Annotated in this window: 11 protein-coding genes; 1 reads left to right on the top strand and 10 read right to left on the bottom strand. The window is 69.1% G+C overall.

The genetic code is table 11. The features are described from left to right. Positions 1-165: 165 nt before the first annotated feature. The 9 genes from pssA to P1P70_RS12355 all read right to left on the bottom strand — a co-directional run bounded on the left by pssA (position 166) and on the right by P1P70_RS12355 (position 11,254). A complete protein-coding gene (gene pssA / locus P1P70_RS12395; RefSeq protein ID WP_319236867.1) occupies positions 166-984 on the bottom strand; it encodes a CDP-diacylglycerol--serine O-phosphatidyltransferase in 819 nt (272 codons plus the stop codon). Positions 985-1,024: 40 nt separating this feature from the next. Then, positions 1,025-1,681: a phosphatidylserine decarboxylase gene (locus P1P70_RS12390; RefSeq protein WP_239758474.1), complete on the bottom strand. Its 657-nt coding sequence runs from the start codon at positions 1,679-1,681 to the stop codon at positions 1,025-1,027. A gap of 191 nt (positions 1,682-1,872) precedes the next feature. Then, complete coding sequence (locus P1P70_RS12385; protein ID WP_319236866.1) at positions 1,873-3,078, bottom strand: acyl-CoA dehydrogenase family protein; 1,206 nt, start codon at positions 3,076-3,078, stop codon at positions 1,873-1,875. A 2-nt stretch (positions 3,079-3,080) separates the two neighbouring features. After that, positions 3,081-3,593: a MaoC family dehydratase gene (locus tag P1P70_RS12380; protein WP_319236865.1), complete on the bottom strand. Its 513-nt coding sequence runs from the start codon at positions 3,591-3,593 to the stop codon at positions 3,081-3,083. Between the two features lie 5 nt (positions 3,594-3,598). Next, positions 3,599-4,573, bottom strand: a complete 975-nt coding sequence (locus P1P70_RS12375) for an HpcH/HpaI aldolase/citrate lyase family protein (protein WP_060882785.1) — start codon at positions 4,571-4,573, stop codon at positions 3,599-3,601. Then, positions 4,570-6,627 (bottom strand): protein meaA, encoded by a 2,058-nt coding sequence (locus P1P70_RS12370; protein ID WP_319236864.1) that lies wholly within the window; start codon positions 6,625-6,627, stop codon positions 4,570-4,572. Before P1P70_RS12370 ends, P1P70_RS12375 begins: the two co-directional genes overlap by 4 nt. A gap of 9 nt (positions 6,628-6,636) precedes the next feature. Continuing rightward, positions 6,637-7,974 (bottom strand): crotonyl-CoA carboxylase/reductase, encoded by a 1,338-nt coding sequence (gene ccrA, locus P1P70_RS12365; RefSeq protein WP_319236863.1) that lies wholly within the window; start codon positions 7,972-7,974, stop codon positions 6,637-6,639. 438 nt (positions 7,975-8,412) lie between these two features. Further along, on the bottom strand, positions 8,413-9,222 hold the full coding sequence (locus P1P70_RS12360; protein ID WP_319236862.1) for a TetR family transcriptional regulator: 810 nt from the start codon (positions 9,220-9,222) through the stop codon (positions 8,413-8,415). 208 nt (positions 9,223-9,430) lie between these two features. Further along, the gene (locus P1P70_RS12355; protein ID WP_319236861.1) at positions 9,431-11,254 is read right to left on the bottom strand and encodes a 3-hydroxyacyl-CoA dehydrogenase family protein; all 1,824 of its coding nucleotides are present in this window, start codon (positions 11,252-11,254) and stop codon (positions 9,431-9,433) included. A 405-nt stretch (positions 11,255-11,659) separates the two neighbouring features. On the opposite strand from P1P70_RS12355, the gene P1P70_RS12350 reads away from it, so the two are divergent. Beyond that, complete coding sequence (locus tag P1P70_RS12350) at positions 11,660-12,235, top strand: adenylosuccinate lyase (RefSeq protein WP_319236860.1); 576 nt, start codon at positions 11,660-11,662, stop codon at positions 12,233-12,235. Between the two features lie 95 nt (positions 12,236-12,330). Here P1P70_RS12350 and P1P70_RS12345 read toward each other — a convergent pair whose 3' ends face one another. Continuing rightward, positions 12,331-12,861, bottom strand: coding sequence for a GNAT family N-acetyltransferase (locus tag P1P70_RS12345; RefSeq protein WP_319236859.1), 531 nt, complete (start codon positions 12,859-12,861; stop codon positions 12,331-12,333). Positions 12,862-12,916: the final 55 nt, after the last annotated feature.

Raw genomic sequence — 12,916 nt, 5'->3', positions numbered from 1 at the left:
CCTGAAAGGAGCCTGCGGCCCTTTCGGGGCGAAAAGCACGGGGCGCAGCCCCTGCTTTTCAGGGGCGCGGGGAACTGCGCGACCAGCCCCCACCGAACCCGCACCCCGCCCCGAAACGCGAAGAACCCCGGACCCAATCGGACCCGGGGCTCTCCAAGCGGAGCGTTACGGCTGGGCCGCCCGCGCCTCGCGGCGGTTGTCGCGGAAGTTGTTCACGCGGCGTGCCGTGGCGAAGAGCGGGATGACCGCGCCCATCACGAGCTGCAGGGCGCAGCCGGTCTGGAGCAGGAGCTGACCGCCGGGGGCGTCGAAGGCCCAGGCCGCCAGCAGGCCCATCGCGAGGACGATCCAGGTGAGCACCGCGCCCGCGAGGGGACCCCGCGGCTTCGGGTACTCGACGCGGCTCACCATCAGCCACGCGACACCGACGATGGCCAGGAGCGTGGCCACGAAGGGCAGCTCCAGGAGCACGATCGAGATGACCGTGAGCGCGCCGAACGGCGACGGCATGCCCTGGAAGGTGCCGTCCTTCACCGTCACGCAGGAGAATCTCGCGAGCCTCAGCACCACCGCCAGCAGCACGACGATCGCCCCCACCGCCGCCACCCGCTGGTGCGCGTCGTCCGCGACCATGCCGTAGACGAGGACGAAGTACGCCGGCGCGAGGCCGAAGCTGATCAGGTCGGAGAGGTTGTCCAGCTCCGCGCCCATCGGCGAGGAGCGGAGCTTGCGCGCCACCAGCCCGTCGAACAGGTCGAAGATCGCCGCGCACAGCATCAGGATCACCGCGGTGGCCGCGCTGTGCCGGGCCATGCCCGACTCCTGGCTTCCGGTGAGGTGCGGGATCAGGATGCCCGTGGTGGTGAAGTACACCGCCATGAAGCCGCACGTGGCGTTACCGAGCGTGAGGGTGTCCGCTATCGACAGCCGGAGCGACAGCGGCATCTCCTCCGCGTCGTCCTCCACCTCGTCGACTTCGGGCACCCAGCCCGTCGCGGCCGTCTGGCCGGGTTGGGTCTCCGGATCAATCACGGTCAATGCGAGTCACCCCAGCCACGGTCTTCTGGCCCACCTCGACGTCGATCTCCACACCCTCGGGCAGGTAGATGTCGACGCGGGAGCCGAAGCGGATCAGCCCGATCCGGTCACCCTGCTCGACCTTGGTGCCCTCGGGGACGTACGGGACGATGCGGCGAGCCACGGCGCCGGCGATCTGGATCATCTCGATGTCACCGAGTTCGGTGTCGAAGTGCCAGACGACGCGCTCGTTGTTCTCGCTCTCCTTGTTGAACGCCGGTACGAACCCACCCGGGATGTGCTCCACGGACGTCACCGTGCCGGAGAGCGGCGCGCGGTTGACGTGGACGTTGAGCGGGCTCATGAAGATCGCGACGCGGGTGCGTCCGTCCTTCCACGGCATGATGCTCTGCACCACCCCGTCGGCGGGCGAGATGACCCGGCCCTGGGCGATCTCACGCTCGGGGTCGCGGAAGAACCACAGCATGCCCGCCGCCAGCGCGGTGGCGGGTACGGCCACGGCGCGCGCGGCGCCGGAGCGGCGCGAACGGGCGAGGCTGAGTGCTGCGGTGGCGACGGTCGGGAGAAGCCACGGCGATGCTCCGCGCGCAAGACGTACGCCTGCCAGGCTGTCGCGTGGTGCAGAGGTTTGGCTGTGGGGCATGGATGACCTTCGTAGCGGATGATGCCGCGCGGTGACTGGGGACGGCGGCTTTCACGGGATCGTACCGGTCGCGGACCGCAACTGGGCAAGCCAGGAAGCCGAGTCGACGACCGAAGAGTGCTGACGGGGTGTGATCTTCTTCTCGAAGAAAACACCCCGAACCAGACATCCGACCCTGGACCAACCACGTACTAGCCCTGGAATCGATACTCTTCGAGCAGCCGACGACCGATGATCATTTTCTGGATTTCGGCGGTACCTTCACCGATCAGCAGCATCGGCGCCTCACGGTAGAGACGCTCGATCTCGTACTCCTTGGAGAAGCCGTAACCGCCGTGGATCCGGAATGCGTCCTCGACGACTTCTTTGCAGTATTCGGAGGCGAGGTACTTCGCCATCCCTGCTTCGAGGTCGTTTCGTTCGCCCGAGTCCTTTTTGCGTGCTGCGTTGACCATCATGGCATGGGCGGCCTCGACCTTGGTAGCCATCTCGGCCAGCTTGAACTGGATCGCCTGGTGCTGGGCGATCTGCTTGCCGAAAGTATGGCGCTGCTGGGCGTACTGGACACCCAGTTCGAATGCACGCTGAGCGACACCGCAGCCACGTGCGGCCACATTCACCCGGCCCACCTCGACGCCGTCCATCATTTGGTAAAACCCCCGGCCCGTGGTGCCGCCGAGTACACGATTGGCCGGAATGCGCAGTCCGTCCATGATGAGCTCGGTCGTGTCGACGCCCTTGTAGCCCATCTTGTCGATCTTCCCGGGAATGGTGAGGCCGGGGCGGACCTCTCCGAAGCCGGGCTCCTTCTCCACGAGGAAGGTCGTCATCGACTTGTGGGGCGCCGTGCCCTCGGGGTGTCCTTCGTCACTTCGGACGAGAACGGCGACCAAGGTTGACGTTCCACCGTTCGTCAGCCACATCTTCTGACCGTTCAGGACGTACTCGTCGCCGTCCTTGACCGCCTTCGATGTGATCGCCGACACATCCGAGCCGAGCCCCGGCTCCGACATCGAGAAGGCGCCCCGGACGTCGCCGGCCGCCATCCTCGGCAGGAAGTGGTCCTTCTGCTCCTCGGTGCCGTGCTGCTTGAGCATGTACGCCACGATGAAGTGCGTGTTGATGATCCCGGACACGGACATCCAGCCCCGGGCGATCTCCTCTACGCACAGCGCGTACGTGAGGAGGGACTCGCCCAGACCGCCGTACTCCTCGGGGATCATCAGACCGAACAGGCCCAGCTCCTTGAGCCCGTCGACGATCGCTTGCGGGTACTCGTCCCGGTGCTCCAGCTCGGTCGCGACCGGGATGATCTCCTTGTCCACGAAGTCACGGACGGTGGACAGGATCTCCTGCTGGACGTCCGTGAGGCCGTGGGTCTGGGCGAGTCGTGCCATGGCTACTTCTCCTGCTCCCTGAGCTCGGGGCGGCCAGGCTGTTCGCCGCCGCGCTCCTTGATGTAGGTCTCGGTGGGCACCATGACCTTGCGACGGAACACACAGACCAGCGTGCCGTCCTGCTTGTAGCCCTTGGTCTCGACGTACACGATGCCGCGGTCGTTCTTCGACTTGGACGGCCACTTGTCGAGCACCGTCGTCTGGCCGTAGATCGTGTCGCCGTGGAAGGTCGGCGCCACGTGCTTCAGCGACTCGATCTCCAGATTGGCGATCGCCTTGCCCGAGACGTCCGGCACGGACATGCCGAGCAGCAGCGAGTAGATGTAGTTCCCGACCACCACGTTCTTGCCGAAGTCCGTCGTCTTCTCGGCGTAGTTGACGTCAATGTGGAGCGGGTGGTGGTTCATGGTGAGGAGACAGAAGAGGTGGTCGTCGTACTCCGTGACCGTCTTCCCGGGCCAGTGCTTGTAGACCGCCCCGACCTCGAACTCCTCGTAGGTGCGTCCGAACTGCATCGCGCTCAGGCCTCCGGGATCTCGAACTTGGAGGTGCGCTGCATGCCGGCCGCGCGCCCCTTGCCGGAGACGACCAGCGCCATCTTGCGGCTGGCCTCGTCGATCATCTCGTCGCCGAGCATCGCCGAGCCCTTCTTGCCGCCCGCCTCGGAGGTGTAGTAGTCGTACGCGTCCAGGATCAGCTCGGCGTGGTCGTAGTCCTCCTGCGAGGGCGAGAAGATCTCGTTGGACGCCTCGACCTGGCCCGGGTGCAGCACCCACTTGCCGTCGAAGCCGAGCGCGGCGGCCCGCTGGGCGACCTCGCGGTAGCCGTCGATGTTGCGGATCTGCAGGTAGGGGCCGTCGATCGCCTGGAGGTTGTTGGCGCGGGCGGCCATCAGGATCTTCATCAGGATGTAGTGGTAGGCGTCCGCCGGGTAGCCGGGCGGCTGCTCGCCCACAACCAGCGACTTCATGTTGATCGAGGCCATGAAGTCGGCCGGGCCGAAGATGATCGTCTCCACACGCTGGGAGGCCGTCGCGATCTCGTTGACGTTGTTCAGGCCCTGCGCGTTCTCGATCTGCGCCTCGATGCCGATCTTGCCGACCTCGAAGCCCATCGTCTTCTCGATCTGGGTGAGGAGCAGATCGAGGGCGACGACCTGCTGCGCCGTCTGCACCTTCGGCAGCATGATGCAGTCGAGGTTCTGGCCCGCGCCCTCGACGACGGTGACGACATCGCGGTACGTCCACTCCGTCGTCCAGTCGTTGACGCGCACGACCCGCGTCTTGCCCGTCCAGTCGCCCTCGTTGAGGAACTTGACGATGGTGTGCCGCGCCTCGGGCTTGGCGAGCGGGGCGCAGGCGTCCTCCAGGTCGAGGAAGACCTGGTCCGCCGGGAGGCCCTGGGCCTTCTCCAGGAAGCGGGGGTTGCTTCCCGGCACCGCGAGGCAGGAGCGCCGCGGCCGAAGGCGGTTCACCTGGGGAACAGGGCTGGTCATGCGGGGACCTCCGTGCTGATGAGGGGGCTGAGCTTGTTGGCCTTGCGGATCTCGTCGACGATACGGCCGATGATCCCGGTGATGTCGAAGTCCTTCGGGGTGAACACGGCGGCCACTCCGGCGGCCCTGAGCCGGTCGGCGTCCGCGTTCGGGATGATCCCGCCGGCGATCACCGGGATGTCGCCGGCGCCCGCCTCGCGCAGCCGCTCCAGCACGTCCGGGACGAGCTGGGCGTGCGAGCCGGAGAGGATGGAGAGCCCGACCGCGTGCACGTCCTCGGCGAGGGCGGCGTCCACGATCTGCTCCGGGGTGAGCCGGATGCCCTGGTAGACCACCTCGAAGCCCGCGTCGCGGGCCCGCACGGCGATCTGCTCGGCCCCGTTGGAGTGCCCGTCCAGGCCCGGCTTGCCGACCAGGAAGCGGAGCTTGCCGACGCCCAGATCCTGGGCCGTGAGGTCCACCTTGCGGCGGACCTCCGCCATGGCCGAGCCCTCCTCGGCGGAGACCGCCACCGGCGCCGACGAGACACCGGTCGGTGCGCGGAACTCGCCGAACACCTCACGGAGGGCCCCGGCCCACTCGCCGGTCGTGACCCCGGCGCGGGCGCACTCCAGAGTGGCCTCCATGAGGTTGTCCGTGCCCTTCGCGGCCTCCTTGAGCCGCTCCAGCGCCTTGCACGGGCGCGGGTGGTTGAAGGGCGGCTGGTACCGCGTGTCGCGCCAGGCCTGGAGCGACTTGACGACCCGCGCCTCGACCGCCGGGTCGACCGTCTGGATCGCCGCGTCCAGGTCGGCGGTCAGCGGGTTCGGCTCGGTCGACTCGTAGATGTTGACGCCGACGATCTTCTCCTCGCCGGACTCGATCCGCGCCCGGCGCTCGGCGTGCGAGGAGACCAGCTGCGACTTGAGGTAGCCGGACTCGACGGCGGCCATCGCGCCGCCCATCTCCTGGATCCGCTCGATCTCGGCGAAGGACTGCTCGACCAGCTCGGCCACCTTCGCCTCGACGACGTGCGAACCCTCGAAGATGTCCTCGTACTCCAGCAGGTCGCTCTCGTGCGCCAGCACCTGCTGGATCCGCAGCGACCACTGCTGGTCCCACGGCCGGGGCAGGCCCAGCGCCTCGTTCCAGGCCGGCAGCTGCACCGCCCTGGCCCGCGCGTCCTTCGACAGGGTCACGGCCAGCATCTCCAGCACGATCCGCTGGACGTTGTTCTCCGGCTGCGCCTCGGTCAGGCCGAGGGAGTTGACCTGGACGCCGTACCGGAAGCGCCGCTGCTTGGGGTTCTCGATGCCGTACCGCTCGCGGGTGATGCGGTCCCAGATGCGGCCGAACGCCCGCATCTTGCACATCTCCTCGACGAAGCGGACGCCCGCGTTCACGAAGAACGAGATGCGGGCGACCACATCGCCCATGCGCTCCTCGGGCACCTGGCCGGAGTCGCGCACGGCGTCGAGGACCGCGATCGCCGTGGACATCGCGTACGCGATCTCCTGCACCGGCGTGGCCCCGGCCTCCTGCAGGTGGTAGCTGCAGATGTTGATCGGGTTCCACTTCGGGATGTGGGAGACCGTGTACGCGATCATGTCCGTCGTCAGCCGGAGCGAGGGCCCCGGCGGGAACACATGGGTGCCCCGCGACAGGTACTCCTTGACGATGTCGTTCTGGGTCGTGCCCTGGAGCTGGGTGATGTCCACACCCTGCTCCTCGGCGACGACCTGGTAGAGCGCCAGCAGCCACATGGCGGTGGCGTTGATGGTCATCGAGGTGTTCATCTGCTCCAGGGGGATGTCCTGGAACAGCCTGCGCATGTCACCGAGATGGGCCACCGGGACGCCGACCCGGCCGACCTCGCCGCGGGCGAGGATGTGGTCGGAGTCGTAGCCGGTCTGGGTCGGCAGGTCGAAGGCGACCGACAGACCCGTCTGCCCCTTGGCGAGGTTGCGCCGGTACAGCTCGTTGGACGCCTCGGCCGTGGAGTGACCGGCGTACGTCCGCATCAGCCACGGCCGGTCCTTCGCTTGCCTGCCCGCTGCGGGCTGACGCTCACTCATTCCTGGACCTCAGATGTTCCGGAAGCGGTTGATGGCGTCGATGTGCTGGGCGCGCTTCTCGTGGTCGCGGACGCCCAAGCCCTCCTCGGGGGCCAGCGCGAGGACGCCGACCTTGCCCTGGTGGAGGTTGCGGTGCACGTCGTACGCGGCCTGCCCGGTCTCCTCCAGGGAGTAGACCTTGGACAGCGTCGGGTGGATCTTGCCCTTGGCGATGAGGCGGTTGGCCTCCCAGGCCTCGCGGTAGTTCGCGAAGTGGGAGCCGATGATCCGCTTCAGCGACATCCACAGGTAGCGGTTGTCGTACTCGTGCATGTAGCCCGAGGTCGAGGCGCAGGTGGTGATGGTGCCGCCCTTGCGGGTGACGAAGACGCTCGCGCCGAAGGTCTCGCGGCCCGGGTGCTCGAAGACGATGTCGATGTCCTCGCCGCCGGTGAGTTCGCGGATGCGCTTGCCGAAGCGCTTCCACTCCTTGGGGTCCTGGGTGTTCTCGTCCTTCCAGAACTTGTAGCCCTCGGCGTTGCGGTCGATGATCGCGTCGGCGCCCATCGCGCGGCAGATGTCCGCCTTCTGCTCGCTGGAGACGACACAGATCGGGTTGGCGCCGCCGGCCAGGGCGAACTGCGTGGCGTAACTGCCGAGTCCGCCGCTGGCGCCCCAGATGAGCACGTTGTCGCCCTGCTTCATGGCGGCGCCGTTGCGGGAGACCAGCTGCCGGTAGGCGGTGGAGTTCACCAGGCCCGGCGCGGCGGCCTCCTCCCAGCTGAGGTGGCCCGGCTTCGGCATCAGCTGGTTGGACTTGACCAGCGCGACCTCGGCGAGCCCGCCGAAGTTGGTCTCGAAGCCCCAGATCCGCTGCTCGGGGTCGAGCATCGTGTCGTTGTGGCCGTCGGACGACTCCAGCTCGACGGAGAGGCAGTGCGCGACGACCTCGTCACCGGGCTGCCAGGCGTTGACGCCGGGGCCGGTGCGCAGGACGACGCCCGCGAGGTCGGAGCCGATGATGTGGTACGGCAGGTCGTGGCGCTTGGCCAGCTCGCTGGTGCGGCCGTAGCGCTCCAGGAACCCGAAGGTGGACAGCGGCTCGAAGATCGACGTCCACACCGAGTTGTAGTTGACCGAGGAGGCCATGACGGCCACCAGGGCCTCGCCCGGGCCGAGCTCCGGAAGCGGGACCTCGTCCAGGTGGATCGACTTGCGCGGGTCCTTCTCGCGGGTCGTCATGCCCGCGAACATCTCCGTCTCGTCCTTGTGCACGGTGATCGCGCGGTACGACTCGGGGAGCGGCAGAGCGGCGAAGTCGGCGGACGTGGAGTCCGGCGACTGGATCGCGTCCAGGATGTCCTTCACGGTGGTGCCTCCGGCGACGAGCGTCCTTGAGGGAAGGACGCTGTTGAGGGTTACGTCGGGTGCTGCAGAGCTGTGTGGTGATGCCGTCGGTTCGGCGGAGGTGGTGCTTCGGCGGCGCTGTGTGTGGCGCGGAGGGTTGCCTGTGACGCAGGCGTCCGGGCGCGCGGACCGTGGTTCGCGGGGACAGTCGGCGTACGGGATTTCGCTGTACGCCGGCCGCCCGGACTCCTTCAACGTATGGCACGCCGTGTCACCCCGCAAGGCACCGAGTGCCAGAAAGTTCGCTCAGGTGAAATCTTTACGTAACACTTGAGCGATGATCGATCAGGTGGGGGCAGAAAAGGGCCTCTGACGTGCCAAAACGGCCACCCCGGGGGGTGGCCGTTCTCACAGTTACCGTTGAGTAGATCGTGGTTTCGGATGCGCTTCCGAGGCGTGTCAGCGGTCGCGGAGCGCCTCTTCGATGGCGCGCATGACCTCGTCGAGGGGGGCGTCGGTGCGGGCGACGGTCACCAGGACCTCGCCGTGCGTGGAGGTCGTCGCGGCGGCCGGCTCGGGTGCCGGCGTGCGGCCCGCGCCGATGCCCGTGCCGAAGGTCTTGCGGACGATGGCGAAGGCGTGGTCGAGCTGGGTCTCGACGTCGCCCTGCCCGCCGGATCTGAGCCACCGCCGCAGCACGTGGTTGTGCGCGGTGACCACGGCGGACGCGGCCACCTCGGCGAGCAGCGGGTCGTCGTTGCCGGCGTCGTGGTGGGCGTGCTCGTCGAAGTGGCCCAGCAGATAACGGGTGAAGAGGCGCTCGTAGCGGGCCACGGAGGCGATCTCCGCCTCCCGGAGCGTGGGGACCTCACGGGTCAGCTTGTAGCGGGCGACCGAGATCTCCGGCCGGGCCGCGTACATCTTCATGACCTCCTTGATCCCACGGCACACCGTGTCGAGCGGATGCTCGTGCGGGGGCGCCGCGTTGAGCACCGCCTCGGCGCGGATCAGGGTGTCGTCGTGGTCCGGGAAGATCGCCTCTTCCTTGGAGCGGAAGTGACGGAAGAAGGTGCGGCGGGCGACCCCGGCCGCCGCCGCGATCTCGTCGACGGTGGTCGCCTCGTACCCCTTATTCGAGAACAGCTCCATGGCCGCGGCCGCCAGTTCCCGGCGCATCTTGAGGCGTTGGGCGGCGGCACGGCTTCCCGCGGCGCTCTCCGGAGCGTCGGGCGCAGCTGGTGTACGTGAGGACTTGGCGGGCTGGGACATGCCCCGAACGTACTGCATCCGTGCAGGAGAGTGCGCGTGTCCGGCCATCCGCCCGCCCGGCTCGGGCGGGGGAGAGGGCAGGTGGGCGGGCTCTGGAGCGGCGGAACGGGCGGGGGTCGGACCGCTGCCCGGGGCGAGCAGCCCGCCCCAGTCCGGGCCCGCTGCCGCGGGCCCGTTCCGGTCCGTACCGGCCGGGGCGCCCGACCGCTCAGCGCTTGGCATATTCGCGGAAGCCGCGGCCCGTCTTGCGGCCGAGGCAGCCCGCGGCCACCAGGTGCTCGAGGAGCGGCGCCGGGGCCAGTCCCGGGTCGCGGAACTCGCGGTGCAGGACCTTCTCGATGGCCAGCGAGACATCCAGCCCGACCACGTCCAGCAGCTCGAACGGGCCCATCGGGTAGCCGCCGCCCAGTTTCATGGCCGCGTCGATGTCGTCCAGCGTCGCGTAGTGCTCCTGCACCATCTTGATCGCGTTGTTCAGGTACGGGAACAGCAGCGCGTTCACGATGAACCCGGCCCGGTCGCCGCAGTCCACGGGGTGCTTGCGGACCTTGGCGCACAGCTCGCGGACCGTGGCGTGGACGTCGTCGGCGGTCAGCACCGTGCGGACCACCTCGACCAGCTTCATCGCCGGCGCCGGGTTGAAGAAGTGCATCCCGATCACGTCCTGCGGCCGCGAGGTGGCGCGGGCGCAGGCGACGACCGGCAGCGAGGAGGTCGTGGTGGCGAGGATCGCGCCCGGCTTGCAGACCTTGTCGAAGGTCGCGAACAGCTGCCGCTTGACCTCCAGGTCCTCGGCCACCGCCTCCAGCGCCAGATCGACGTCGGCGAAGGCGTCGTACGTGCCCGCCGGAGTGATCCGGTCCAGCGTCTCGGCGGCGGCCTCCACGGTCATCCGCCCCTTGTCGACGGAACGGGCCAGCGACTTGCCGATCCGGGCCTTCGCGGCCTGGGCCTTCTCCTCGCTGCGCGCCGCCAGCACGACCTCGTACCCGGACTTCGCGAACACCTCGGCGATCCCGGACGCCATGGTCCCCGAGCCCGCGACACCCACGGAGCGGACGGTGCGCCCGGCGACCGTGGCGACCCCGTCCAGCGGCGTCAGCGCGTCCGGCACGACGGTCGCGGAGCCGGGCGCCTCGTAGGAGTAGAAGCCGCGCCCCGACTTGCGGCCGGTCAGGCCCGCCTCGCTGAGCTGGCGGAGGATGGGCGCCGGTGCGTGCAGCCGGTCGTGCGAGGCCGCGTACATGGCCTCCAGGACCGTACGGGCGGTGTCGACGCCGATGAGGTCCAGCAGGGCCAGGGGGCCCATCGGCAGCCCGCAGCCGAGCCGCATGGCCGCGTCGATGTCCTCGCGGGAGGCGTACTTGGCCTCGTACATCGCGGCGGCCTGGTTGAGGTAGCCGAACAGCAGTCCGTCGGCGACGAAACCGGGCCGGTCGCCGACCGCGACGGGTTCCTTGCCCAGGTCGAGCGCGAGATCGGTGACGGCCGCGACGGCCTGCGGCGCGGTCAGCACCGAGGAGACGACCTCGACCAGCTTCATCGCGGGCGCCGGGTTGAAGAAGTGCAGACCGAGGACCCGCTCCGGACGCGCCGACTCGGCCGCCAGCCGTGTCACCGACAGGGCGTTGGTACCGGTGGCGAGTACGGCCTCCGGCCGCACGATCGCGTCGAGTTCACGGAAGACCTGCTGCTTGATCTCGTACGACTCCGGGACCACCTCGATCACCAGATCGGCGTCGGCAGCGGCCTGGAGGTCGGTGAAGGTGCGGAAGCGGGCGAGGGCGTCACCGCGCTCCCGCTCGGTGATCCGCCCGCGGGTCACGGCGCGCTCGGTCGCGGCCTCCAGCGCGGCGACGGCACGAGCGCCGGCGGCCTCGCTGATGTCGATGCCGACGACCTCGCGGCCGGCCCGGGTCAGCACCTCGGCGATACCGGTGCCCATGGTGCCGAGACCGACCACGGCGATCGTCTGGAACGGGGATTGCGCAGACAGAGGGGACAGCGACGAGTCGGAAAGGGGAGTGGCCATCGCGGGACTCCAGGAATGAGGGTGACGACTGAGGGAAGCGCCGCGGATACGCGAAGAGCGCGCAAGCGGCGCGTGGGGCGCGGGTGTGGGTGTGGGTGGTGCCGGGCTGATGAACGCACACGCCCGGTGCCGTCGCCGGGGCGTGCACACGCCCGGGGGAACGGCTGAACCGACCGGCCCTGTCCCGAGGCCGAGCCGTACTGGTACGCCGGATACCGAAACTCCGGGTACCGAACCGACTGTGCTCGCGACGGCTGCGTCACCAAACCGTCGAGAGCGAACACGAGTGGGTAACTCGCTCGTCTGAGCTTAACCGGTGGGTAACGAGCGCGCCAGCCCTCGTGTTTGTGACGTACGCCGCCGAAGGGTGTTCACGATGTGCGTTCGCGCCCGTACGCTCGGTACATGGGCGAGGAGTTGCGATCACTCACGGAGCGTGTGCGGAGCGAGTCGGGGGGCGCGGCGGGATACGAGCGGCTCGTCACGACCGAGTCCACGGACGAGTTGGCGGCGGTGCTCACCGAGCCGGGACAGCCTTTGTGGGCAAGGGAGTTGGCGGCGTTCAGGCTGGGGGTCGCGGGGGACTGCCGGGCCTTCGAGTCGCTGGTCCTGCTCCTCAACCACCGGGATCCGCCGCGGTGTGCCTCCGCCGCGTACGCGCTGGCCCGGCTCGGCGACCCGCGCACCGCACGGGCGGCCGCCGCCCTCGCCACCAACGAACTCCGTGTCGCCTATGCCCTGCACCCTGTGCGGCTGCTCGTCGAACTGCGCGCGCCCGAGGCGGTGCCGGCGCTGATCACCACGCTCCGGCGCCGCCTCGGACCGCACGACCCCTACCGCCGGGTGGCGCTCGCCTGTGTGGAGGGGCTGGGGGCCTTGGGGGACAGCAGGGCCGAACCCGTACTGAAGGACGCTCTCGCCCATCCGAGACTCGCGGAGGCGGCGGTGCGGGCGTTGACGAGGATTCCCCGCCAGCGGTAGCGCTCCGCTTGGGGGGCGTTGATTCGGGTGCGGGCCCGGTGGGGGCTGGTCGCGCCCCGCGGCGGAGCCGCATATCGGATACGGCCCCGCGCCCCTTACGGGGCGCGTACGTAGCGCACCTCGGGCACTTCGACCCCGGCTGCCTCGAAGGGCTCTTCCGCGCCGTCAGGGGTGAAGCCGTGGTGCTCGTAGAAGCGGCGGGCCCGGGCGTTCTCCTTCAGTACCCACAGGAGCATCCGGTCGTGGCCGGCGGTCTCGCAGCGATCGGTGGTGGTGTGCAGGAGTGCCGCGCCGATTCCGCCGCCCCAGTGTCCCGGCCGGACGTAGAGCGCGTACAACTCGGCGTCAGCGGTGCGGACTTCGCCGTCGCGGTAGGGGCCGTACGCCGCCCAGCCGAGGATCTCGCCGGCCCGCTCGGCGACCAGGTTCACCACCGGGTTGCCGGGCTTCAGGAGCATGGCGCGCCGCTGTTCGGCGTCCTTGGCCACGTCCATCGCGTCGAGGTACGACCGCGGTACGAGCCCGGCGTACGCGGTCCGCCAGCCCCCTGCGCGGATCTCGGCGACGGGGCGGCAGTCGGCGCTGGTCATCTCGCGTATGCGGAGGTCATGGGGAGTGGCGTTCATGGCCGCACCCTAGGACCGGGCGGCCGTGGGAGTCCCGTGGTTTTCGGCGGGCCTC

The organism is Streptomyces sp. MB09-02B, from assembly GCF_033794485.1.
Classification (GTDB): domain Bacteria; phylum Actinomycetota; class Actinomycetes; order Streptomycetales; family Streptomycetaceae; genus Streptomyces.
This window is presented reverse-complemented; position numbering and strand designations above follow the sequence as displayed.